This is a genomic window from Pseudomonas sp. IT-P176 (assembly GCF_949767245.1).
GTDB lineage: Bacteria > Pseudomonadota > Gammaproteobacteria > Pseudomonadales > Pseudomonadaceae > Aquipseudomonas.
The window spans coordinates 42,492-64,934 of the sequence record NZ_CATKPN010000045.1 but is presented as its reverse complement, the minus strand read 5'-3'; the positions used below and the strand labels follow the sequence as shown (position 1 = coordinate 64,934).

19 protein-coding genes and 1 other RNA gene are annotated in these 22,443 nt (G+C 56.3%); 6 read left to right on the top strand and 14 right to left on the bottom strand.

Annotated elements, in window-relative coordinates; genetic code table 11:
• Positions 1 to 113: 113 nt before the first annotated feature.
• On the bottom strand, positions 114 to 1,724 hold the full coding sequence (locus tag ACM6IP_RS12615) for an LA2681 family HEPN domain-containing protein (protein WP_414861609.1): 1,611 nt from the start codon (positions 1,722 to 1,724) through the stop codon (positions 114 to 116).
• A 751-nt stretch (positions 1,725 to 2,475) separates the two neighbouring features.
• Entirely contained in the window at positions 2,476 to 2,796 is a 321-nt protein-coding gene (locus ACM6IP_RS12610; RefSeq protein ID WP_238560667.1) for a hypothetical protein, read from the bottom strand.
• A 643-nt stretch (positions 2,797 to 3,439) separates the two neighbouring features.
• Here ACM6IP_RS12610 and ACM6IP_RS12605 point away from each other — a divergent pair.
• The gene (locus ACM6IP_RS12605) at positions 3,440 to 4,804 is read left to right on the top strand and encodes a hypothetical protein (protein WP_414861608.1); all 1,365 of its coding nucleotides are present in this window, start codon (positions 3,440 to 3,442) and stop codon (positions 4,802 to 4,804) included.
• A 487-nt stretch (positions 4,805 to 5,291) separates the two neighbouring features.
• Here the strand turns inward: ACM6IP_RS12605 and ACM6IP_RS12600 are convergent, their stop codons facing one another.
• The 10 genes from ACM6IP_RS12600 to ACM6IP_RS12555 all read right to left on the bottom strand — a co-directional run bounded on the left by ACM6IP_RS12600 (position 5,292) and on the right by ACM6IP_RS12555 (position 17,433).
• On the bottom strand, positions 5,292 to 5,630 hold the full coding sequence (locus ACM6IP_RS12600) for a hypothetical protein (protein WP_414861607.1): 339 nt from the start codon (positions 5,628 to 5,630) through the stop codon (positions 5,292 to 5,294).
• Between the two features lie 110 nt (positions 5,631 to 5,740).
• On the bottom strand, positions 5,741 to 6,319 hold the full coding sequence (locus ACM6IP_RS12595) for a hypothetical protein (protein WP_414861606.1): 579 nt from the start codon (positions 6,317 to 6,319) through the stop codon (positions 5,741 to 5,743).
• Between the two features lie 1,027 nt (positions 6,320 to 7,346).
• Positions 7,347 to 8,603 carry an integrase domain-containing protein gene (locus ACM6IP_RS12590; RefSeq protein ID WP_414861605.1) on the bottom strand — a complete coding sequence of 419 codons (1,257 nt, stop codon included), beginning with the start codon at positions 8,601 to 8,603 and terminating at the stop codon, positions 7,347 to 7,349.
• 187 nt (positions 8,604 to 8,790) lie between these two features.
• Positions 8,791 to 9,187, bottom strand: a transfer-messenger RNA (tmRNA) gene (ssrA, locus tag ACM6IP_RS12585).
• A 98-nt stretch (positions 9,188 to 9,285) separates the two neighbouring features.
• The gene (locus ACM6IP_RS12580) at positions 9,286 to 9,561 is read right to left on the bottom strand and encodes a hypothetical protein (protein WP_095169490.1); all 276 of its coding nucleotides are present in this window, start codon (positions 9,559 to 9,561) and stop codon (positions 9,286 to 9,288) included.
• Between the two features lie 281 nt (positions 9,562 to 9,842).
• On the bottom strand, positions 9,843 to 12,653 hold the full coding sequence (locus ACM6IP_RS12575) for an FAD-binding and (Fe-S)-binding domain-containing protein (RefSeq protein WP_414861604.1): 2,811 nt from the start codon (positions 12,651 to 12,653) through the stop codon (positions 9,843 to 9,845).
• Positions 12,650 to 13,321, bottom strand: coding sequence for a LutC/YkgG family protein (locus tag ACM6IP_RS12570; RefSeq protein WP_414861603.1), 672 nt, complete (start codon positions 13,319 to 13,321; stop codon positions 12,650 to 12,652). The genes ACM6IP_RS12575 and ACM6IP_RS12570 overlap by 4 nt, the downstream gene beginning before the upstream one ends.
• Positions 13,321 to 14,775 (bottom strand): LutB/LldF family L-lactate oxidation iron-sulfur protein, encoded by a 1,455-nt coding sequence (locus tag ACM6IP_RS12565; protein WP_095169487.1) that lies wholly within the window; start codon positions 14,773 to 14,775, stop codon positions 13,321 to 13,323. Before ACM6IP_RS12565 ends, ACM6IP_RS12570 begins: the two co-directional genes overlap by 1 nt.
• Positions 14,772 to 15,596: a (Fe-S)-binding protein gene (locus ACM6IP_RS12560; RefSeq protein WP_095169486.1), complete on the bottom strand. Its 825-nt coding sequence runs from the start codon at positions 15,594 to 15,596 to the stop codon at positions 14,772 to 14,774. The genes ACM6IP_RS12565 and ACM6IP_RS12560 overlap by 4 nt, the downstream gene beginning before the upstream one ends.
• A 142-nt stretch (positions 15,597 to 15,738) precedes the next feature.
• Positions 15,739 to 17,433, bottom strand: coding sequence for a lactate permease LctP family transporter (locus ACM6IP_RS12555; protein ID WP_320333625.1), 1,695 nt, complete (start codon positions 17,431 to 17,433; stop codon positions 15,739 to 15,741).
• A 260-nt stretch (positions 17,434 to 17,693) separates the two neighbouring features.
• Here ACM6IP_RS12555 and ACM6IP_RS12550 point away from each other — a divergent pair, with 260 nt between their 5' ends.
• A complete protein-coding gene (locus tag ACM6IP_RS12550) occupies positions 17,694 to 18,461 on the top strand; it encodes an FCD domain-containing protein (protein ID WP_095169484.1) in 768 nt (255 codons plus the stop codon).
• Positions 18,462 to 18,512: 51 nt separating this feature from the next.
• On the opposite strand, the gene smpB is transcribed toward ACM6IP_RS12550, so the two are convergent.
• A complete protein-coding gene (gene smpB, locus ACM6IP_RS12545; protein ID WP_095169483.1) occupies positions 18,513 to 18,995 on the bottom strand; it encodes an SsrA-binding protein SmpB in 483 nt (160 codons plus the stop codon).
• 117 nt (positions 18,996 to 19,112) lie between these two features.
• On the opposite strand from smpB, the gene ACM6IP_RS12540 reads away from it, so the two are divergent.
• From ACM6IP_RS12540 to ACM6IP_RS12530, 3 genes are read left to right on the top strand one after another with little or no spacing between them, the layout of a single operon-like run.
• The gene (locus tag ACM6IP_RS12540) at positions 19,113 to 20,516 is read left to right on the top strand and encodes a sodium-dependent transporter (protein ID WP_414861602.1); all 1,404 of its coding nucleotides are present in this window, start codon (positions 19,113 to 19,115) and stop codon (positions 20,514 to 20,516) included.
• 7 nt (positions 20,517 to 20,523) lie between these two features.
• The gene (locus ACM6IP_RS12535) at positions 20,524 to 20,958 is read left to right on the top strand and encodes a type II toxin-antitoxin system RatA family toxin (RefSeq protein ID WP_095169481.1); all 435 of its coding nucleotides are present in this window, start codon (positions 20,524 to 20,526) and stop codon (positions 20,956 to 20,958) included.
• A complete protein-coding gene (locus tag ACM6IP_RS12530) occupies positions 20,951 to 21,259 on the top strand; it encodes an RnfH family protein (RefSeq protein ID WP_095169480.1) in 309 nt (102 codons plus the stop codon). The genes ACM6IP_RS12535 and ACM6IP_RS12530 overlap by 8 nt, the downstream gene beginning before the upstream one ends.
• A 127-nt stretch (positions 21,260 to 21,386) precedes the next feature.
• On the opposite strand, the gene ACM6IP_RS12525 is transcribed toward ACM6IP_RS12530, so the two are convergent.
• Positions 21,387 to 21,911 carry an outer membrane protein assembly factor BamE gene (locus ACM6IP_RS12525; RefSeq protein WP_095169479.1) on the bottom strand — a complete coding sequence of 175 codons (525 nt, stop codon included), beginning with the start codon at positions 21,909 to 21,911 and terminating at the stop codon, positions 21,387 to 21,389.
• 97 nt (positions 21,912 to 22,008) lie between these two features.
• Between ACM6IP_RS12525 and fur the strand changes: the two genes are divergently transcribed.
• Positions 22,009 to 22,413 (top strand): ferric iron uptake transcriptional regulator, encoded by a 405-nt coding sequence (fur, locus tag ACM6IP_RS12520; protein WP_007920840.1) that lies wholly within the window; start codon positions 22,009 to 22,011, stop codon positions 22,411 to 22,413.
• Positions 22,414 to 22,443 lie beyond the last annotated feature (30 nt).

The window sequence follows — 22,443 nt, the reverse complement described above, 5'->3', positions numbered from 1 at the left end:
AACGAAGCGAATAGCCTCTTTGGGTCGATCACTGTTCTTAGCGTCAGGCAGCAATCGGCCAAAAGCTGCCGCTTCGCAACGTCTAAAAAATAGGGGCGATTCAAAGGACCTAATCAATTTCTGTACAGAGGCGTTTCAAAAGGGATTATTACACCAGAATCATCAAGCTTTTCTTCTTCGTAGTGAATGGCCAGTGATGTATACATGATTGCATAACGAACTTTGCTCATAAGTCTTAAGGTCTGATCCCGCAGCTCTTTATCTGTGATAATAAGGGGGTAGCCCTTCAAGCTATTTTTCCCATCAATTAAATCCTGATCTGATTTGATTTTCTCTCGAATTGTTTTTTGCTGTGCTTTCGAGACCCCACCCTTTAAGATTTTATTATTCACCTCAATACGATCCAAGATTCCCGCATGTTTTTCCTCGGCTAACTTTCTGTCAAAAGCATTAGTGATTTTATACAAATCATCAATGACAACCCTGAAGCCGCCGTGTTCTAGCTTGTTTCTAATATCCGCCAGTTTCGCGGCGTTTGAATCCATCCAGTGATCATGCCCTTCAGCTTCATTATCATTTATCTCTCTGGACAACCAATACAGCGCCAAAAGGTAAGGATTGTCAGACTTTAAAAAAAACTGTTTAACTCCCTTGTTGTCTCCATACCACACATTTGAAAAATAAACTCTAGCCGCGGATCCAGGATCAAGATATTTAAAAAGAAGGACGGCCAGTTTGTCAAAGCAGGAGTATAGCAACCGAAACGAAACCTTCACCTGTTCAATATCACGGCGATAGATACAGTAATCTAGCGAGTTAACGAGGAATAGGTCATTATTCGCATAATGTGAAACCTCACGCCGCGAATACTGACTTTCAATCGCTTCATAATAAGTGAATCTAGCATGCGCATACTGGTGTTTTATTTCAGAAAAACCTCCGCTTAACCATAGGCTTTCAGTTACCCCAACCAGTGGATTGACTGAATAGCGAACACTGGGTAGACCCATCACGTCCTGAGCGGCTACTGGCTCGGCTGTGATTTCGTTCAAGTCATTAATGAAAAGAGTGTTTTCTAGGCACCACTGTTTATATAATTGCTCCTTATCTGATTTTCCAGCTGCACCCTTCAATTCTGAAATGTGTGGAAATTCTTCACAGATCGAATCGAAGTGCTGATCGAAATGGCTCACGAATTTTATATAGGGTGTGGCGGCATCTATGAGCTTAAGATGATCTGCATCAAACAGCACCTCCTTGCACTCATAAACATATTTCAATATCGGATAGGCTTCTTTTTGAAAATAAACAGCATGATCTTTATCATATAAACTGCTCGAAACTTCTAACAAAGCCCTTCCCTTTGAGAAGTAAGCTAAAGGATTATTAAAGATCGCTATAGCTCTATCGTACTCTTTTACTGCTTCAAAGAACCGGCCCTGGCTGTAGAGTGCGTTTGCTAAGTTCGTGTAAACCCTACTTCGCAAGTCGTCACTTAGCTCCGAAAAACCCTGTTCATACTGCGATTTTTTGTAGAACTTAACCTGAAGCCCCACCCTTTCATCCCAAGAGGACTGAAAGCCATCCGCAAGAACGGCGTATCCGTTCCCGATTATGTAGTAATTTTCAGCGCGGCATTTAGAACTTTGGTATCGCCGATTTTCTAATAGCTCAATGAGCGTTTTTAACTCTTCATATTTGTGACCAAGGATCAGCTCGTCCATCTTGGCAGCATCCGAATTCACGCAGATTTCTTCCATGTCGTACCACGCATATAGTAAAAATTGAAATTCGTGACCTCACTATACTATAAATGTGGCGAGCATTTTCTAATGCCCTCAGACCACAAGTGAACATGCCGCTTTCAGACTTACTCTGCCAACCTGCTTTGACTGGCTTATGCTAACGCCATGGAGCATCTTCAAGCGGCCAACCGACTTGGGTGGTGGTCCAGTCAAGCTTTAACCGGGCAGTGAACTGTCCGCTTCTGGCCGAATTCTGCCTGTCGTGACAGGCAGCAATCGACCTAAGTCAGCCATCCTAAGCCGTCCGAAAGCGCTCTGAACGGCTACATCTCTTCATCCAATTTGAATATTTCGAAGACAATTTCCTTGTGAGCGAAGCGCGCCCGCCATGTTTCAACTTCCGCTGGTAACTGGTCTATCCAATCACGTCGATTTGAAAAGTAACGAACCACGCCCTGATCTATGAAGGCACAGCACATGCGGGAATTCTCGCCGAACATTACGATTGATTCCATATCTGTATAGAGGCCTGCGACTCCACCGGTAATTACCGTCACACATCCGTGGTCGTATGTTTCCCCTATGTGGATGTCACCTGTACAAATGCGGAGTCGATCGATGTGTTTCCCAATGAGGCCGTATAGGCGTGCCAGGTCAGCTCTGTTATGAGCCCATGCTCGAACCACGGCTCGGGTTGATTTTGGTAAGCCTCCTCCTGTTTATGAGACTCTCAAAATGGTAGTCCGTCTTCGCGCTTTGTAAGGGATATGTCGAAGGCGTCGGCCCCGGTTTGCAGTTCTTCGAGTGTCAAGGTGTCGAGGCCAAAACGATGCACGGAAATGCCGGTCACAACTTCAAAATACAGCCCATCGGTATTCTTCAGACCAAGATGACAAATTGTCTGTAGCGTTGGGATGAGATCTCTACCACTCCAATCCAGTTGGACCATCTCTCCCGGCTCAAGACGGGCTGGAAATACCCCTTTGTTCCGATCCGAAAGCGCATGCTTCAATGAGCTACATTTTCCACCGTGACCTATTCTGAGGTCCATTACCGTGCAGCTCCTCAGTCCCTTGCATGCTATGTGGAGCGTGAGCCATGCCATACTCGGCTCTTGGGTCAACATAACCTGCTCACTGTCTCTGGCCAGCTGGAATCTCTCGCTTCGTTGGACCATGTACAGGCTAGCGATAACCGCCAACAGCGCGCCCACTCCCGACACCCAATCCCCAACACTTCCCCAGTCTGGAACGAATCGCACTGTTGACTGCGGGTTTAGGTTTATACCGGCTGTCAGCCCAGCAAATGCTGACAAGGCACAGAGAACGAGAACCCCGACAACTACAGCGACAACCCTCATTGGCACTTACCTGATTATGGAAAAGTGCGGATTATATGGCAGGGCTCGCTCACTGGCGTAGCTCGGACGCAGCGAAAGCCCCTGTGTGGTGGTCATCGTTTCCGCATTTTTAGGTCGTTTCCGCAACCTGAAGGTCAAATTCGATTCCTGTGCTCAGAAGCACTTCGCTTTCGTTGGCAAAATGCATGTAAACTGCGTCGCAAAATCGGGGGGACGCAAGCGTATGCTGGGCGTTTCTTAGAAGGAGGTTCGAGTCCGCCCCCCCTGACCCATTTTTTAGAAGGTATGACTTATTTCTAAGGTACATCTGTCTTGGAAGGTGCTTGTTGAACCTATGCAAAACGGCATTGAGTATACAAGCAGCTGTAGCCTTTTTAATGTGCTACAAGGAAAAATGTTTGTCAGAAAGATGGGCGGGGTTTCATTTTTTCCGATAGCACCTAAGACCTTAGATCCAACGATAGTCTTTTATAATGCCATTAAGCCAGCCATGCGCGACAATGGCTTCTCAGGGAAAAAATTCCCCCTTAAATATGACAATGGTTCTGGCGCGCCAGAAGCCATTAATATAAATATACATACTTACTCAGCCAAGGTTGTTGTTTTACTGGTTTCTAAGTTGATTGTACAGCGTGAAGGAGTCGCTGCCAGCCTTCTAGTACTGCAAGATATGGAGTCTCATCCGGGGCTTCACAATCTAGTTAAAGCTGTTTGTTCTGTGATTTGCTTCGGACACGGAAGGTCTGATTATAAAAGTTTTTCTCCAAAAGTTTATCCAGTGGCAGTTTATGAAAAGAGCCTAGGTGAAGATTCTATCTCGGATGTGGTGGCTGTTGAGGCCTTAACTCGTCATAGAAATCCCAGGGCTCGAATAATTGAAGATACTTTGAAGAAAAATATCGATCATCAAGTCGATGAAAACAGTATCTTAATCGACCGCCAGGGCATATTCGCTAGATATGCCTATGAGTTCGGTGATGAAAGAAATAACGAAAGAAAAATGGAAAGCGTGCATTGCCTTTTTGAAGTGGGCTTAGCGCTTTTTGAAATATTTTCTAGCGATAAATATCGCGACCTGAACAAGAGTGAACTGGATTTTATTAAGATCCTGATTTTTTCACCCGACATTGTATTTATTAAAAGCGTTACGGCCTATAAAACATGGATTCTGATTGCAGATGAGTTCAAGTTAAAAAGGTTGTTTGAGACAGCAGTTGAACTGTCTGTTGCGGAGCCGGCAACATGCGTACATCCTCCGATGAAAAAGGAGTGGTCACCTATGCGCGCATGGACTATGAGCATTGTAAGTACTCTACTTTTAGGTGTTGCCACCTACTTTTCTCCTGAACTCTACAAGGAATACATAGATTCAAAAGAAAGGGTAGAGATTCTTTCACCTAAAGATGGTGCGTCTCTATCTGCTCCGTCGGGAGAAGTAATTTTGTCTTGGACTGAAGTCAAAAAACAGGCTGAGTCTATTGTGATGGTCGAAAAACTTTCTGGTGACGGTAAGTGGCTTCCAGCGGCTCATGCGGCGGGGCGTTATGTTACTCAAGATAATAAAATGGTTTTTGAGGTCGTAGAATTAGGTGCTTTTAGATGGAGAGTCTCTATTGAAGATTCCCGTGATTCTGAGATTGGTAATTCGAAGTGGCACTTCTTTTCAATTATTTCAAAAGATCGAGAAGTGAGCAAGTGACCTCTGTTTTTTATTTGTTAGCCTTCTCTTGACTTTATAACCGAAAATCTGAAAACAAAACCACGGAAACGGTGCGGATTTACTTTCAGGCAATAAATCCGTCCCGTTTATGTCCGTCTCGTTTATGTCTATCGCAATCAACCCGTAGCTGTCCTTCGCCTAGGTAAGCTTATCTCAAGTGTTTGAGAAGCATTCCGGTAGGCGCGCTGTTCCGAGCATTTTCCTCCGCCTTGAACTCTGTATATTTAATTTTGATGTTCTTGAGGTTGGGTAGTCCTGCGCCCCCCAAAACCCCGCCGACGGCTCCTAGAGTGACGACTTTTGCCCGTCATGACAGATACAGAACGGCCAATAGCTGCCCCTCAAGTCGGCCTGCCTAGATATCTAACGCCTTGCTAAACGGCTGCCGAAGCGCAGCGAAGGCTAGCCGGTGGAGGCCACTTTTTTTGCGGCCGATGCGTATTAGAGCAACCAGTTAAATCCCAATTTACTCGAGCACCGGCTGCATATCATAAAAATCATCATCAATAAGCACCTTTACGTTATGAAAATTTCGACCTTCATACTTTCCCGATTTCGTGAAAATGACGGCAGAGGGCATGAACGCATATGAGTATCCATAGCTTGAGCAAGTGAGCGCTATACCGTTCATGAATTTAATTACCTTGTCGAAATCGCAGCCTTCAAATTCATCTTCCACCTGAGTAACCGCAGCTATCGTCCAGCCAACCATTCCCTGAAGTTTACTTGCTGTGTCTCCAGCAGCTGCTGGGAGCGATACAGTAATAAAGAAGGCTGCATAACAACAAGCTAAGAAAGACTTCATTTCATTCGCTCCATAGGCATATACCGGCCGCGGTAAGCCGCGGAGGAGTACTAAGCACGGAGGGCACCCACAAGCGGAGCTTGTGGGTGCTTGACCAGCCAGTTGGACCGCTACGGCAGGCGGCAAGCTTCATGCAGTACCTCCATGACAAAAAATGTGGGTTCAATGTGAACAGTGCCGGTCCTTTCAAGTTCATACGAGTAGCGCCATTTAACAAAAGCGTCATTCAAATGCTGAAGATAGCCAGTGAAATTTGGCTGCTCGCCCAGAGCCCTGTGCGCTGCGCACTTGGGTATTACTTGATTGATTTCGAGATGCGCCTTGGTTGGCAATGAGTGATGCAATTTGACTAGTTCGTGCCCTCGGAGCGCTTTTCCGTGTTTCTGCGCAAGAGCCTTGAGGTACAGTTCGATGCTCAAAGTCGCATTGACGACGAAAGGCGCAGGGGAAAAGCCATTCCTTGGCCTTCTACGAAGGTTTTTCTCGTATATATGCGCCGAAGTGTTGGCGAAGGCTATTGCTTGGTTAAAAACAGCTTGAAAGGGAGTGACTTCCTTGTGCAGCCCTTTTTCTTTAAGGAAGGCACGCACAGCCTCCGCGTCTTGATCTGTGTTGCCAGTTGATCGCACCTCACCGACGACAATGCCGTTTAGAAGAATTGCCTTGGGGCCTGGTGGAATGTTTGGCATGGGGAGCGGCCTAATATCTGAATTAAGCCGCGCCGCGAAGCGGCGTCGGCTTGAATGAATTGTTAGGTCTCAAGCCCACCTGATCCACGTCAGTAGGTCACGAGCGGAATCAGATGAGGGTAGGTCTATCTTAAACAGTTGTCGTTCGCCTGCGAGTTGAGAAGAGACCCGGGCAAGTGCAGTCGAGGGGTTTTCAGGTGGATAGCACGTGACTTTGCCGAGGCGGGCCTTCATACGCTCGGGGAGTTTGCTGACGAAAACAGAGCACTTCGTGGTGGTACGAGGGTCAAACGCCACCTCGGCGCCTGTGTCAAAGCGGTAGCTCACTAGGTATTCGTTATTGTCCTGTTCTAAGCGGACGGCATGCGGATCTGCATCCAGCATGGCTCTCAAATCTTCCCCTTGCATGAATATTCCCCTGTGAGGCCTAACTATAGTTGCCAGCATGCTGGCTTGATCGCAGATTAGCTTGCAGGCTGGGGCTAGGCAATGAGTCAGCTTCCGCGTCGAAAAGTATCGAAATCACTGGCCTGGATACCCAGGCAATGAGAGGGAAGTGAGTCGTCCCTGCTTTCTTAGATGCTTTTGAGCGTCTGCTTTTGGCCGGTTTCTGCCTGCCGCGACTGAGCGGTATGGATCGGTTGCAGTCCTTCAGTGCTTGACTGACGCACTCGCGCTGAGTGGCACCCGCTGACACCCATCAACTGCAAACGGCTGGTCAGCGCGAATGCAAATGACTGGTCAAGTCGGATGCAAACGACTGGTCAGTGGCAATGCAATTAGGTGGTCAAGTGAGATGCAATTATGCAGAGCCCACGCGAGTGGGAATGCGGAGCCTTCCCGCTCGCGTGGGCTTGGCCGAGAAAGCCCCAAGAGTGAAGCTTGCAACGGCGACAGTCGCCACGTCTGTCGCCATGCTGCAAACCAGGTATTGCGCGGGTTGTCGCCGGTGTCGCCGCTGTCGCCAAATCAACCATCACTCCATTTGAGGAGTCATTTTCGGTTACCGGCGGCGTCCGGCGAGTGCTCACCGTATCGGCACGACGTTGTGGTCCCTGGTTTGATTGATCGCAGATGCCGACAGGTTGCCAGTGGCCGCTTTCTGGATGTGCTCACTCCACCAAGCCATCATCGGACGCCGGCGCTCGATGTAGTCCGCTCGGTTGTAAGCGCTTCGGACTTCGTCCTTGTCGACATGCGCCAGCGCGACTTCGATTAGCTCCGGATCCCACCCATGCTCGTTCAGGATGGTGCTGGCCATGGAGCGCATGCCGTGGCTGACCAAGCGGTCCTGGAAGCCCATGCGTTTCAACGCCATGTTGGCGGTCTGGCTATTGGCGTGGGTGCGCGGGTTTCTATCTGCCGGGAACACGTATTCCCTGTGGCCGCTGAGGGGCTTGAGCGCCTCCAGTAACGCGAGTGCCTGTTCGGTCAGCGGGATGGTGTGCGGACGACGCTTTTTCATGCGCTCGGGCGGGATGGTCCAGATGCGTTTGTCGAAGTCGATGTCTGTCCATCGGGTGGTAGCCGCTTCGGCAGGGCGGGTCATGGTGTGCAGTTGCCATTCGATCAGGCAGCGGGTGATCCGCTTGATGCTGGCGTTCGCGATTTCGATCATGAGCTCGGAAAGCTCATCGGGTCGTAGCGCGGCCATGTTCTCTTTTTTGGGCTTCTTGAAGACCGCCCGAATGCCACTGAGAGGGTTAGCGAAAATCAGCCCGGAGTTCACCCCGTAAGTCATGATCTCGTTGAGCCGTTGGCTCAACCGCTTCACTGTCTCGAGACTGCCTTTGGCTTCGATTGGGCGAAGGAGCTTGATGACCATCGGGGCGCTGACTTCCGAGAGGGGTGTCGATTTCATGCTCGGAAAAATATGCAGCGTAAGTGAGCGCCAGATGTCCTCGGCATATGCCGGTGTGACGGAATCTTTCTTCAGTTCGAACCAGGCCGTGGCTACGTTCTCGAACGTGTGTTCTGTCTCCGCTCGTTTGGCTTGCACCAGCTCGTTGCGTTGAGCTTTCGGGTCGATGCCTTGCGCCAACAGCTCTCGGGCCTCAACCGCTTTCTTTCTGGCTTGTGCAAGAGAAAGCTCGGGATAGGTACCGAGTGCCATGTTGATTCGGTTCTTCGTTACTGGATGCCTGTAGTTGAAATTCCACTGCATCGAGCGATTGACCCTGACTCGCAGCTGAAGCCCGTCACCATCGGTGAGGACGTAGTCCTTGTCTCTGGGTTTGACAGCCTTGAGCTGACGGTCCGAGAGGCGAGCGGTTTGAGCGCACATGAGAAGTACTCCATGTCACCTTTTGGTATTCCCAAGATTAGCGCTGGGTAGCCGGGAATACCACTGGGAATACCAAGTCGGCTGGAACTCAAAAACGTTCTATGGAGCCAAGTAGCGCTCAAACCCTTGATTTCACTGGATTTTAGGCACAAAAAAAGACGTCCGTGGACGTCTTTAGATGATGAAGTGGTGGAGCCGGGGGGATTTGAACCCCCGTCCGCCAGTACTCCGCTGTCGGTACTACATGCGTAGCCGTTTCTATTAAGTTAACCCTCAGCGACCCGAAGGGCAGGGTGCTTTGGGCGAGTTGTGTAAGTTTTAGCCGATTCGTCCACAACGTACTGCACGGCGATTCTGTTCTATATGACAATCACTTTGGGTTTACAGACATCCCCTGGTGATTGCTGGACCCGAAGGTACCAGAAGCTCAGGGCTAAGGCTGCTTACGCAGCGAGAGCGAATTCCTGGCCGTAGTTTTCGTCATTGGCAACTATAAGTAGTTGCAACAGTGGATTTACGAGTTCTGTTACCAACTCGGCATGCACCTAAAGTTTCGCAACCGGCGTCGAATCCTAAACGGCCCCGAGCCCACTGCTCTGTGGATCAATTTGAGCAGCAAGCCTGTGCAGTGTACGCCAACGCGTTCGATAAGGCCAACCCGAAGGTTGGCCTTGAGCGCGCATCAGCCCTTGTCGGGGGTACGGGTCTGGATTTTGGTCAGGGTCCCGGTGGTGATGTCGATGCAATCTTTGGTGTTACCGGCAGCCTTGGCTTCCTGTGCTTTCTTCAGCGCCGCCTTGGCGTTGTCCATGGCGTTCTCCGAGGTGGCGGGCGCGGTGGCGATGGCATCCTGGAGTTTCTGGATATTGCCATCGCACAGGTCTTCATCCGCTGCAAACACCGGCGAGGCCAACAGTGCAGCGGTGATGAACAATCCAGCAATTGCAGAGTGCTTCATGGGTATCTCCTTGTGCATGAGGGCTCGGTGCTGCCGGTCGATGGGGCTGCTGGCCGAGGGGGTTAAGCTCTTTTGCAGGGCTTAGCTAGATGACTATAGACGCACGCAGGAATTCGGTTTTTTTTTGCGGTTTTGCCGAGACGGTAGGGGCGGGTGCCCGCTGGCGGCTTGCTCGCGATGAACTCGGGGCTGGTGGGTTGAATCAGTCAGCACCGGTTTTTTGTTGAGTTCATCGCGAGCAGGCTCGCTCCCACATTACAGACACCCACCCCAGGTAGGCCCTATGCCGGGCGGGCCTGGGTCACTCGGTCTACCAGGTAGACCAGGCCGTGGTAGTCGATCCCGCCGTGCTGGCTGAGGCCGATTTCACAGGTTCGGCTGGTGGAGATGCCTTCGCTGCAATGCTGCACGGCGTCCTTGAGGGTACGCAGTGAGTGGGCGTTCAGCTCGGGGGTGGTGAAGCCTTTGTCGCCGGCAAACCCGCAGCAGTGGATGCCTTCGGGGATCACCACGTTGTTGCTGCAACGCCGGACCAGGTCGATCAGCGCCTGGCTTTCGCCCAGGTGCTGGGTGCTGCAGGTCACGTGCACGGCAATTGGGGCGTCTTGCGGGGTGAAGTCGAGGCGCTCCAGCAGGTGGCTGCGGATGAAACGCACCGGGTCGTAGAGGTCCAGGCGCGTGTCGCCCAGGTCCTGCATCAGGCGCAGGGTGCAGGGGCTGGTGTCGCAGTAGATTGGATCGAGCCCGCCGCGGCTGGCGTGGAGCAGGGCGCCGAGCAGTTCCTGGCGTTTGTGTTCGGCTTGTTCGGCATAGCCTTTGGAGGCGAACGGCTGGCCGCAGCAGAGGTTGTCGAGGTTGTCCGGAAACACCACTTGGTAGCCGGCTTTTTCCAGCAGGCCGCGGGTTTTGTCGTACAGCGAGGTCTGCTCCTTGTCGCCCGCTGCCGGGCCCATGGCGCGTGAGACGCAGGCCGCCAGGTAGACCACTCGCGGGCGTGCATCGCTGACCGTCGGGCTGAAACGGATCGCCCGTTCCGGCTGGGGCATGGCGTTGCTCCACTGCGGAATCTGCCCTTTCGACAGTTGGCTGAGGCGGGCCGAGAGTTTGCTCAGGCGTGGCGCGCCGAGCAGCATCCGCGCGCCGTTGGCCACGTGCAGGGTGAAGCGCGCGCCTTGCAGGGCCGTGGCGAAGTGTCCTTCCAGCCAACTAGCGGTTTTCACATGGGTGGCGCTGCGGCTGCGCAGTTTTTTCACCAGCTCGCCGGTGTTGATGCCCACCGGGCAGCGTTGCGCGCACAGGCCGGTCGCCGCGCAGGTGTCGAGGCCTTGGTATTGGTAGGCTTCTTCCAGTTCGCGGGTGTCGATGCCGGCGCGTTTTTTCGCCTGGATGTCGCGCCAAATGACGATGCGCTGGCGCGGGCTCAGGGTCAGGCCTTTGGACGGGCAGACCGGCTCGCAGAAGCCGCACTCGATGCATTTGTCGACGATCTCGTCGGCAGCCGGCAAGGGCTTGAGATGCTTGAGGTGGATCTGCGGGTCTTCGCTGAGGACCACGTCCGGGTTGAGGATGGCGTTGGGATCGAGCAGGCGTTTGAGCTGCCACATCAACTGGTAGGCATCGCTGCCCCATTCCAGCTCGACGAAGGGTGCCATGTTGCGCCCGGTGCCGTGTTCGGCCTTGAGCGAGCCACCGAATTCCACGGCCACCAGTTGCGCCACGTCGTCCATGAACGCCTGGTAGCGGGCGACTTCTTGCGGGCTGTTGAAGCCCTGGGTGAAGACGAAGTGCAGGTTGCCCTCCAGGGCGTGGCCGAACAGGATCGCTTCGTCGTAGTGGTGTTTGTCGAACAGCTCGATCAGGCGGTTGACGCCGATTGCCAGTTGCTCCACCGGGAAGGTGACGTCTTCGATGATCACCGTGGTCCCGGTTTTGCGGACCGCGCCGACGGCGGGGAAGGTGTCTTTGCGGATCGCCCAGAGCTTGGCGTTTTCCGCGGGGTCCTGGGTGAAGTCGACCTGCTTTTCCACCGGGAAGGGCGCCAACGAGCTCATGATCTGCGCCAACTGTTCCTCCAGCAGCGCCGACGTGGCGGCGCGGGACTCGATCAGCAAGGCGCAAGCCTGGCTCGACAGTTGTTGGACGAACGCCGGCATCCCGGGTTTGTCCTGCACCGAGCGCAGGCTGCGGCGGTCCAGCAGTTCCACCGCCGAGACCGGCTGGCTTTTCAGCACGGTGACGGCGGTGCAGCAGGTTTCCACGTCGGGGAAGACGATCAGCGCCGAAGCTTTGTGCGGATGGTCGATCACCGTGTCGTAGGTCACCGCGCTGATGAAGCCCAGGGTGCCTTCGGAGCCCACCAGCAGGTGGCTCAAGATATCCACAGGCTCGTCGTAGTCCACCAGGGCATTGAGTGACAGGCCGGTGGTATTTTTCAGACGGTATTTATGGCGAATTTTCGCCGCCAGGCTGGCATTGGCCCGGGTCTCGCGACCCAGGGTCGCCAGGCGCTCCAGCAGGTCGGCGTGACTGACACGAAAAGCCGCGACGCTGGCGGGGTCCTCGCTGTCCAGGCGACTGCCGTCGGCCAGCACCAGGCGAATCCCGGCCAGGGTGTGGTAGGTGTTCTGGGCGGTGCCGCAGCACATGCCGCTGGCGTTGTTGGCGACGATGCCGCCGATCTTGCAGGCGTTGATCGAGGCCGGGTCCGGGCCGATCTTGCGCCCGAAAGGAGCCAGCCAGGCGTTGGCCTGAGCGCCGATGACGCCCGGCTGCAGGCGGATCTGGGTACCCTGGCCGCGAATCTCGCGGCCGTTCCAATTATCCCCCAGCACGATCAGTACCGAGTCGCTGATGGCCTGGCCGGACAGGCTGGTGCCGGCCGCGCGGAAGGTTACCGGGACGCGGTCGCGCTGGGCCAATTGCAGCAGGCTGACCACTTCGTCTTCGGACTCGACGCGGATCACTAGTTGCGGGATCAGTCGGTAGAAGCTGGCGTCAGTGCCAAAGGCCAGGGTCGACAGCGGGTCGTCGAAACGTCGCTCGCGGGGAATCAGTTGCTGCACATCGCGCAGGAAAGCCGTCGGTAGGGTCATTGGTCCTCCAGGATCAGTACCACCAGGTCTTTCGGACCGTGGGCGCCGTACGCCAGGACTTGCTCGATATCGGCGGTCTTCGATGGGCCGGACACCAGCAGCGCGTTGGTCGGCATGCCTTGGGCCCAGTTGAACTCGCGTTGTACCTGATAGAAGTTGTCGCGGATTTCGCTGGCCTTGAGCAGGGCGAAATGCACCGGCGGCACCAGGCTCATCAAGCGCGGTTCTTCGCGGGTCGGCCAGAGGATCAGGCTACCGGTGGCAGCGATGGCGCCGAGGGTGGCGGTCAGGCTGGCCGGGGTGTCGTTGAACAACTCGGCTTTCCATTCCTCTACCGGTCGGTCGTAGGCTTTCAGCGTCGGCAACCCGGGATGTTGCGCCCAGTGCTGGGTGACGCGTTGCCCGTGGGCGGTGGTCGGGGCGATCAACAGGCTGGGTAACTGGCGCTCGGCCAACAGCTGCGCGAGCAATGCCGGCCAGCCGTCAGCCGAGGTCAGGTGGATTTCGGTGTGCACCGCTTCCATCAGCTTGCGCAGTTGTGGGATGCGTTGTTCGGCGGTGTAGGTGTAGGGCTCGGTCACCAGCGCTTCATCAAAGTTGTCGGGCACGGGTGTGGTGCCCGTCAGGCTGTGGCGCAGCTTGGCGAGAATGTTCTGTTTGGCACTCATCAGCGATCCCCCTGTTTGCCCAGATGCTCGCGGGCCATGTCATGCAGTGAGCGGGCGGCCGGTTTTGGCGCGCTGTGGTTTTGCGTCCAGGGGCCAAGGTTGTTCGGCGTGAGGGCGCGCAGACGGGTGGCGAAGAAGCCGAACAACCGATACAGGGTTGGCGAGCTGTTGAGCCTGGCCCAGGCGTTCCAGATGAAACGCTCTTTGCGCGAGTACTTGCTGCCCTGGCCGCGCATGACCTGGTGCGGGGTGTCGGGTGCCTTGACGTTCTCTTCGCGCAGGCGGCGCAGCAGGGCCGGGATCGGGATTTTCACCGGGCACACTTCACCGCAGGCGCCGCACAGGGAGGACGCGCTCGGGTGGTCGGGGACTTTCGCCAGGCCGACCATGTGCGGGGTGATGATCTTGCCGATCGGCCCAGGGTAGACCTCGCCATAGGCGTGGCCGCCGATGCGGGTGTAGACCGGGCAGTGGTTCATGCAGGCACCGCAGCGGATGCAGTTGAGGGTCTGGCGCAGTTCGCTGTCGGCGAAGGCCTGGCTGCGGCCGTTGTCCAGCAGCACCAGGTGCACTTGCTGCGGGCCGTCGAGCTCGTGGGCCTGGCGCGGACCGGAGATCATGTTGACGTAGGTGGTGATCGGCTGGCCGAGGGCCGAGCGGGTCAGCAGCGACAGCAGCGGGACCACGTCGCGCAGGTTCTCGACGACTTTCTCGATCCCGGTGACGGCGATATGCACCGGCGGTACGGTGGTCGACATGCGGCCGTTGCCTTCGTTTTCCACCAGCAGCAGGGTGCCGGTTTCAGCCACGGCGAAATTGACGCCGGAGACGCCGATGTCGGCTTCGAAGAATTTCTGGCGCAAGACTTTGCGCCCGATCTGAATGAGTTGGTCAACGTCCTTGGTGTACTCCACGCCAAGTTTGTCGTGGAACAAGGACGCGACCTGACCGGCATTCTTGTGGATCGCCGGCATAATAATGTGTGAAGGCTTCTCGTGGTCGAGCTGGACGATGAACTCGCCCATGTCCGATTCCAGGCATTCAATGCCCTGTTCAGCGAGGACATGGTTCATCTCCATCTCTTCGCTGACCATCGATTTGCCCTTGATCACTTGCCGCGCCTCGTGAGCGCGGATGATCTTGAGGACGATGCCATTGGCCTCGTCCACCGTTTCCGCCCAGTGCACTGTCACACCGTTGCGGGTCAGGTTCTGTTCAAGTTGCTCGAGCAGGTCGGGCAGCTTGGATAACGCGCGGGCGCGGACAGCATTGCCCAGCGCGCGCAAATGTTCTCTTTCGTGGGCATCGCTGAAGGACGCTGCCCGTTTTGTCATCAGTGAATCCATCGCAGTGCGAAAGTTGTTTCGCAGTTGCTGGTCGTCCAAAGCCTTGTGAGCCCGGGCGCGAAAATCTTCGTCGACGCTGACCGTCGGAATAATCGTGGAAGTGCTCATCGGGCACCTCCGGTTCGCTGCCAGAGGAAGCTGGCCAAGTGTTGGCCACGTAGCGCTGCCTGCTGTTTCTCGAGCGAGCCGTTGATGTTCATCAAGCAACCGCAGTCGGCACTGAGTACCTGGTGGGCGCCGGATTCCTTCAACGACCGGGTCTTGTCCGCCACCATCGCGCCGGAAATGTCTGGCATACGGACGCTGAACGTCCCGCCAAAGCCACAACATTCGCTTTCGTGATCGTGGTTGACCCGTTCCACGTTGCTCAGTTGCGCCAACAACTCGCGACCGTGCAGGTGGGTGTTCATCTCGCGGCGTGCCGAGCACGACGTGTGCAGGGCCACTTTGACCGGTGCGCCGCTGTCCTTGAGCTGCACCTTGCAGACAAACAGCAGGAACTCGGCCAATTCATATGTCCGGGCGGCGAGCGCCTGGACGTGCAGCAAAGTGTCCGGCTCGTCCTTGAACAAGTCGGCGTAGTGTTCGCGCAGCATGCCGGCGCAGGAACCCGACGGCACCACCACCGGATAATCCCCGGCAAACAACGCCAGTTGCGAGCGCGCCACGGTCCGTGCCTGCTCGGTGTAACCCGAGGTGTAGGCCGGTTGTCCGCAGCAGCTTTGGCCTTGCGGGTACTCCACGCGAATGCCTTCGCGCTCCAGCAGGTGAATCGCGTCCATCCCGGCTTCGGGATAGAACAGGTCGACCACGCAGGTGCCGAACAGGTAGACCCGTGGCGGTTTTACGCTGGGGTACTGGCGCGGTTCAGGCAGTGGCGGGGCAACCCGCGTCGCGTTCGGCACCGCGTTGTAGAAAAGCTCGCTCATCAGGCGTGTCTCCGGGTGGGCCCGGTTATCCGTCTGCTGCGGTTGCTGACTGTAAAGCGACAAGCTTTCAGCAACCTTGCAGACCGGGTTGTGAGTTGCAGACGCCGCAGGCGGGCCACGGCGTCGGTTCTTTCGCTTTTGTTTAGTGCACCAGCATGCCAGTGAACCAATAGGCCTGGGCCAGTGTGATCAGGCCGACGATGGTTGCAAAGAATAGGCTGTGCTTGAGGGTGAAGCGGAACAGATCCGATTCCTTGCCCACCAGGCCGGTCGCGGCGCAGGCTACGGCGATCGATTGTGGCGAGATCATTTTGCCGGTTACGCCGCCGCTGGTGTTGGCGGCCACGAGCAAGGTGTCGCTGACGCCGATCTGGTGCGCGGTGGTCGCTTGCAGCGAACTGAACAGGGCATTGGAGGAGGTGTCCGAGCCGGTCAGGAACACGCCCAGCCAGCCGAGGAACGGCGAGAAGAACGGGAACGCCGCGCCGGTGCCTGCCAGGACCAGGGCCATGGTCGACGACATGCCCGAGTAGTTGGTGACGAAGGCAAACGCCAGCACCATGCCGATCGAAAGAATCGGCCAGCGCAGTTCGTAGAAGGTCTCTTTCAAAGTGGTCAGACCAGTTTTGAAATTGATCTTCAATACCCACATGGAGATCAGTGCGGAGAAGAAAATCGCCGTGCCGGTCGCCGAAATCGGGTCCAGCTTGAACACCGCAGGAATGGCCGTCGGGTTGGTGACGATCGGGGCGACCTTGACCACCATCTGGTCCAGGTGCGGGATGGCGAAGTTGAACACCCAGCTGTACATCGAGCCGCCAGCGGCAAACATCGCCTTGAAGGGCTTGAGGGTCCAGATGGTCACCAGCACGGTGAGGATCAGGAACGGCGACCAGGCCTTGATGATTTCACCCAGGCTGTAGGGCGAAGCCACGCTGCTGCGTTTCTGCCCGAAACCACCGACGCTGGCGGTGACTACGGCGTCCGAAGTGACACCGGCGATCTGCGCGCCAGCGGTACGTTTAGGCTGCCAGACCTTGAGGAACAGGGTCAGGGAAATCAGGCTGGCCAGGGCCGAGGTGATGTCCGGCAGTTCCGGGCCGATGAAGTTGGAGGTGAAATACTGGGTGATGGCGAAGCTCAGGCCGGCCACCAGGGCGGCTGGCCAGGTTTCCCGCACGCCGCGCATGCCGTCCATCATGAACACCAGCCAGAACGGCACGAACAGCGACAGCAGCGGCAGCTGGCGGCCGGTCATGGCGCCGATCTTGAAGGCGTCGATGCCCGTAACCTGGCCGGCGACGATGATCGGGATGCCCAGTGCGCCAAACGCCACGGGTGCGGTGTTGGCAATCAGGCACAGGCCGGCGGCGTACAGCGGGTTGAAGCCAAGGCCCACCAGCAGGGCAGCGGTAATGGCCACCGGTGCACCGAAGCCTGCCGCGCCTTCGAGGAAAGCGCCGAAGCAGAAGCCGATCAGCAGCACTTGCAGGCGCTGGTCATCGGTAATCGACAGCACGGAGCTGCGGATCACTTCGAACTGGCCACTCTTGACCGTCAGTTTGTAGAGGAACACGGCGGCCACGATGATCCAGGCAATCGGCCACAGTCCGTAGGCAAAGCCATAACCGGCGGCGGCGAAGGCCATATCGACCGGCATCTGGAAGGCAAAGATTGCCACCAGGATCGACAACGCCAGAGTGATGCTGCCGGCGACGTGTCCTTTGAGGCGGAACACGGCCAGGGCCAGGAAGAAAAATACGATGGGGATAACGGCCGCGAGCGCGGACAAGCCGAGACTGCCGAGCGGGCTGTAGAGCTGTTGCCAGGTTTGCATATGGGGTGGCCCCTAATTGTTGTTGGTCAGGCACTGAACGCGTACTTGGATAATTGGTAAGACCAATTTACAATCGCTGTGGGCTAGGTTAAAAGCCTTGTGGGTGGTGTGTCAATTTGCCGCCCTAAAACTTTTGTCGAATGAGCGGTGCAGGGGCCATCTGATCCGCTCGATCAAATGTGCTCTGGTAGGTGCTGGCGCGGCGTCAATAGGCCAGAATAGAGAGCCCGGCGAGCCGTCGGGATGGTGGAGAATGAGTTATGGGGTTTGATCAGGTTCGTCAGCGCCGTTTGTCTGACGATATTGTCGAGCAGCTCGAAGGGATGATTCTCGAGGGCACGCTGAAGTCTGGGGAGCGGCTGCCGGCAGAGCGCGCCCTGGCTGAACAGTTTGGGGTGTCGCGGCCTTCGCTGCGCGAGGCGATCCAGAAATTGACAGCCAAGGGCTTGCTGGTCAGTCGCCAGGGCGGCGGCAATTATGTGGTCGAATCCCTGGGCTCGACCTTCAGCGATCCCCTGCTGCACCTGCTGGAGAGCAACCCCGAAGCCCAGCGTGACTTGCTGGAATTTCGTCACACCCTGGAAGCTTCATGCGCCTACTACGCGGCGTTGCGGGCGACTGAGGTCGACCGTCAGCGATTGACGGCGGCGTTCGATGAGTTGCAGGACTGCTACACCCGTCACGATGAAGTGAGTCGGGCGGAGGAGGGGGCTGCGGACGCCAGGTTTCACCTGGCGATTGCCGAGGCCAGCCACAACGCGGTGTTGCTGCACACCATTCGTGGGCTGTTTGATCTGCTCAAGCGCAACGTGGTGACCAACATCGGCGGTATGTACCAGCAACGCACGGAAACCCGCGACATGCTGATCACTCAGCACCGGGAGTTGTACCTGGCGATTATCGAAGGGCGCGCCGAACAGGCAAGAGAGGTTTCCAGTCGCCATATCCTGTATGTGCAGGAGGTGCTGGAAGAGGTGCGGCAGCAAGTGCAGCGCGAAGCCCGGGCGGAGCGGCGCAAGGGGATGTGATCATGATCGTTCCCACGCAGGGCGTGGGCACGATCAATTCAAGGCAAGAAGTTAGTCTTCCTTGCCCTTGTTGCGCACCGCGCGCTGCAGCTCGCGGCCGGCATCACGTTCGCGCTCGGTATCGCGCTTGTCGTATTCCTTCTTGCCCTTGCCCAGAGCGATCTCGCACTTGACCATGTGCTTGCTCCAGTACCAGGACAGGCATACGCACGCATAGCCTTTTTGCTGCACGGCAGCTGCCAGCTTTTCCAGCTCGCGCCGGTTGAGCAGCAATTTGCGAGTGCGCACCGGGTCGGCAATGACGTGGGTGCTGGCGGTCATCAGGGGCGTGATGTGGCTGCCGAGCAGCCAGGCCTCGCCATCCTTGAGCAGCACATAACTGTCGACCAGTTGCAGCTTGCTCGCCCGCAGACTTTTTACTTCCCAGCCGGCCAGGACCAGACCAGCCTCGAACCGATGTTCGATGAAGTAATCGTGTCGCGCCTTTTTATTCTGCGCGATGGTCCCTGTTGGGTGTTTCTTCTGTTTAGCCATAGGGGCGGCATTATAGGCAGTTGCGCGCGAGTCGGCTACGGGGATCCTGCGTGCTTGAGCGCATTGAGTGAATCCCGGACAATGCGCCCTCTTTTTTAGTGGTTGGGCGTAGTGTCGATGTCGTCAGACAAGGTTTCAGTCCACGGTAGTTGGGCGAGCCGTTGGGTATTCATACTCGCTGCAACCGGCTCGGCCGTGGGCCTGGGAAGCATCTGGAAATTCCCCTACATGGTCGGCGTCTATGGCGGCGGTGCGTTTGTCCTGGTGTTCCTGGCGTGTATCGCGTTGATCGGCCTGCCGGTGATGCTGGCGGAAACCCTGATTGGCCGCCGAGCCCGGCAAAGTCCGGCGAACGCCTTGAAGGTGCTGGCGTTGGAGGCGGGGCATTCGGCGAAATGGTCCTGGGGGGCATTTGCCGGGATGATCACGGCGTTGCTGATCCTGTCTTTTTATAGCGTGGTCGGTGGCTGGTCCCTGGATTACATCATCAGCATGGGTCGGGGGGATTTCCAGGGTGTGGCGGCCGATCAGGTCGGCGCCTACTTTGAGGGGGTGATCGCCAACCCGTGGCGCCTGACACTCTGGCATAGCCTGTTCATGCTGCTGTCGGCGGCGGTCATTGCCAAGGGGGTGGTGGCGGGGCTGGAGCGCAGCCTGCGGATCATGATGCCGCTGCTGTTCGTGATGCTCCTGGTGTTGCTGGGCTACAGCATGACCACCGGGCATTTCATGGAGGGCGTGCATTTCATGTTCGACTTCGATTCGGCGAAAGTCCTTGGCGGCCTGTTGCCCGCCATGGGACATGCGTTCTTTTCCCTGAGCGTGGGCGTGGGCTCGATCATGATCTACGGTGCGTATATGCCCAAGGATTCGTCGATCTCCGGCACCGTGGTCGGGGTTGCCCTGCTGGACACCTTTGTTTCGCTGCTGGCCGGCCTGGCGTTGTTTCCGATTGTGTTTGCCGGCGGTTTGAACCCGAGTGAGGGGCCTGGGCTGATGTTTGTCAGCCTGCCTTTTGCCTTTGGTAATGTGGCGTTCGGCCAGGTGATGGGGGTGGTGTTTTTTGTCCTGGTGGCCATTGCCGCCTGGAGTTCGGCGATCTCGCTGCTTGAACCGATGGTCGCGTATCTGGTTGAGCGGACGAAAATCCGCCGGAGCTGGGTGACGTTCTGGCTGGCCTTCAGTTGCTGGTTTGTTGGCCTGGGGACGGTGTTTTCCTTCAATATCTGGAAGCAGGCCAAGTTTTTTGTGAACGACGGCGCCGGGTTCCACCTCTACCAATGGGGTGCGCACAGCGGCCTGGACTTCTTTGGCGTGATCGATTTCTTCACCTCGCGGATCATGTTGCCGCTCGGTGGTTTGTGTTTTGTGGTGTTTGCGGGTTGGGTCATGAATCGGGGAGCGGTGCGCGACGAATTGTCGATCCGCAATCCGGCGCTGTTTGCCCTGACCTTGTTTTTGATGCGCTATGTGGCGCCCATCGGCATTCTTGTAGTGTTTGCCGCCCAGCTGTGGAAGTGACGCTGACATGACGACCCATATTCAACGTTCGGCCCTGTTGCCGTATCCGGCGCAAGCGCTTTATGACCTGGTCAATGACGTGGCGCGTTATCCGGAGTTCCTGCCCTGGTGTTCCGAGGCCAAGGTGATGGAAAGCTCCGCCGAGCATATGCGTGCCAGCGTCGGGGTGGCCAAGGGTGGGCTCAGCCAGCATTTTGTTACGCGTAACACGCTGGTGCCTGGGCATTCGATCGAGATGAACCTTGAGGAAGGGCCTTTCACCCAGCTGCATGGTCTCTGGGTGTTCAAGCCCTTGGGCGAGAAGGCCTGCAAGATCAGCCTGGACCTGACGTTCGACTACGCCGGGCCGATTGTGCGGGCGACACTGGGGCCGCTGTTCAATCAGGCTGCCAATACCCTGGTGGATGCGTTCTGTCAGCGGGCCAAGCAACTGCATGGTTGAGTCGATGATGGACGTCGAGGTGGTGTATGCCGCCGTTGATCGTCAGGTGTTGCTGGCGGTTCAGGTACCTGCGGGGTGTAGCGTGCGTTCGGCACTGCAGTTGTCGGGGATAGCCGGGGAGTTTGCGGAGCTGGATCTGGCGAGTTGCGCCGTGGGTATTTTTGGCAAGGTGGTGGTTGATCCTGAGCACTGCCTGGTTCGGGCGGGGGATCGGATTGAGATTTATCGGCCGTTGTTGGCTGATCCCAAGGAGGTTCGTCGGTTGCGGGCGGCTAAGGCGGCGCGGGCTAGGGGGGATTGAGGTTTTTTTGGGGGGTATATTCGTTGTTGCGGTAACGGCCACCTAGGGCTTCGCCCTTACGGCGAGGCACTTTTGACACGCAATAAAAAAGCCCGGCATGCCGGGCTTTTTCTTGTGTCGCATAATGTTACTGCGTGGTGTCCAACGGCTCTGGTGTTGGTACGGGTACGGTTTCTACGCCGTCGACGTCTTTCTGGATCTGGTCCAGTAGTGAGCCCGGCTTGACCGGTTTCTCTGGTTTTGGCTGTTCGACGTTTTCCACTGGGGCGGACACGCTGGTGCCGCTGTCCTTGCCCATCAGGGCTTCATCACGGCTTACGCCAGGCATGAAGTCGCCCGACAAGCTGACGAGTTGGTCGTCTGGATTGAAGATAACGCTGATGCGTTCCTGTTGGCGTTCACCGCCGCCAGGCTGCAGGCTGTACAGGTAATCCCAGCGATTGGCATGGAACGTGTCGGTCAGCAGAGGGTTGCCCATGATAAACCGTACTTGCCGACGGGTCATTCCCGGGCGTAACTGGTCTATCATGTCCTGCGTGACGACATTGCCCTGCTGGATGTCGATTTTGTAAACCCCGGGGAATGAACAACCGGCGAGTGCGAGCAGTCCCACGAAGGTGAAACTGGTTAGCAAGAGCTTGGTGTTTTGCATCGGTGGGCGACTTCCACTATCTTGGCTGGGACAACGTAAACGCCGATCATACCCGCATTAAGAGAAGCTGCGAAGCAGCATCGCGAGAAAGCTGACCATGGTTGAAAATAGCGAACTACGCAAAGCCGGCCTTAAAGTGACCCTGCCACGGGTCAAAATTCTGCAAATGCTCGATTCCGCCGAGCAGCGTCACATGAGTGCCGAGGATGTCTACAAGGCACTGATGGAAGCTGGCGAGGATGTCGGTCTGGCCACGGTTTACCGTGTACTGACTCAATTCGAAGCCGCTGGTCTTGTGGTCCGTCATAACTTCGACGGCGGCCACGCGGTCTTCGAACTGGCTGACGGCGGTCACCACGACCATATGGTCAACGTGGATTCCGGTGAAGTGATCGAATTCTTCGACGAAGAAATCGAAAAGCTTCAGAAGGCGATCGTCGAGAAGCACGGTTTCGAGTTGGTGGATCACAACTTGGTGCTGTACGTACGTACTAAAAAGTAAGCATGTCGCGCGGACTCAGGTCCGCGAAAC

Coding starts and splice junctions, on each gene's coding strand:
- ACM6IP_RS12535 (WP_095169481.1), top strand. CDS start 20,524: ATGACGACCCATATTCAACGTTCGGCCCTGTTGCCGTATCCGGCGCAA.
- ACM6IP_RS12555 (WP_320333625.1), bottom strand. CDS start 17,433: ATGCAAACCTGGCAACAGCTCTACAGCCCGCTCGGCAGTCTCGGCTTG.
- smpB (WP_095169483.1), bottom strand. CDS start 18,995: ATGGCTAAACAGAAGAAACACCCAACAGGGACCATCGCGCAGAATAAA.
- ACM6IP_RS12615 (WP_414861609.1), bottom strand. CDS start 1,724: ATGGACGAGCTGATCCTTGGTCACAAATATGAAGAGTTAAAAACGCTC.
- ACM6IP_RS12575 (WP_414861604.1), bottom strand. CDS start 12,653: ATGACCCTACCGACGGCTTTCCTGCGCGATGTGCAGCAACTGATTCCC.
- ACM6IP_RS12540 (WP_414861602.1), top strand. CDS start 19,113: ATGTCGTCAGACAAGGTTTCAGTCCACGGTAGTTGGGCGAGCCGTTGG.
- fur (WP_007920840.1), top strand. CDS start 22,009: ATGGTTGAAAATAGCGAACTACGCAAAGCCGGCCTTAAAGTGACCCTG.
- ACM6IP_RS12530 (WP_095169480.1), top strand. CDS start 20,951: ATGGTTGAGTCGATGATGGACGTCGAGGTGGTGTATGCCGCCGTTGAT.
- ACM6IP_RS12610 (WP_238560667.1), bottom strand. CDS start 2,796: ATGGACCTCAGAATAGGTCACGGTGGAAAATGTAGCTCATTGAAGCAT.
- ACM6IP_RS12580 (WP_095169490.1), bottom strand. CDS start 9,561: ATGAAGCACTCTGCAATTGCTGGATTGTTCATCACCGCTGCACTGTTG.
- ACM6IP_RS12560 (WP_095169486.1), bottom strand. CDS start 15,596: ATGAGCGAGCTTTTCTACAACGCGGTGCCGAACGCGACGCGGGTTGCC.
- ACM6IP_RS12590 (WP_414861605.1), bottom strand. CDS start 8,603: ATGTGCGCTCAAACCGCTCGCCTCTCGGACCGTCAGCTCAAGGCTGTC.
- ACM6IP_RS12565 (WP_095169487.1), bottom strand. CDS start 14,775: ATGAGCACTTCCACGATTATTCCGACGGTCAGCGTCGACGAAGATTTT.
- ACM6IP_RS12600 (WP_414861607.1), bottom strand. CDS start 5,630: ATGAAGTCTTTCTTAGCTTGTTGTTATGCAGCCTTCTTTATTACTGTA.
- ACM6IP_RS12605 (WP_414861608.1), top strand. CDS start 3,440: ATGCAAAACGGCATTGAGTATACAAGCAGCTGTAGCCTTTTTAATGTG.
- ACM6IP_RS12525 (WP_095169479.1), bottom strand. CDS start 21,911: ATGCAAAACACCAAGCTCTTGCTAACCAGTTTCACCTTCGTGGGACTG.
- ACM6IP_RS12550 (WP_095169484.1), top strand. CDS start 17,694: ATGGGGTTTGATCAGGTTCGTCAGCGCCGTTTGTCTGACGATATTGTC.
- ACM6IP_RS12595 (WP_414861606.1), bottom strand. CDS start 6,319: ATGCCAAACATTCCACCAGGCCCCAAGGCAATTCTTCTAAACGGCATT.
- ACM6IP_RS12570 (WP_414861603.1), bottom strand. CDS start 13,321: ATGAGTGCCAAACAGAACATTCTCGCCAAGCTGCGCCACAGCCTGACG.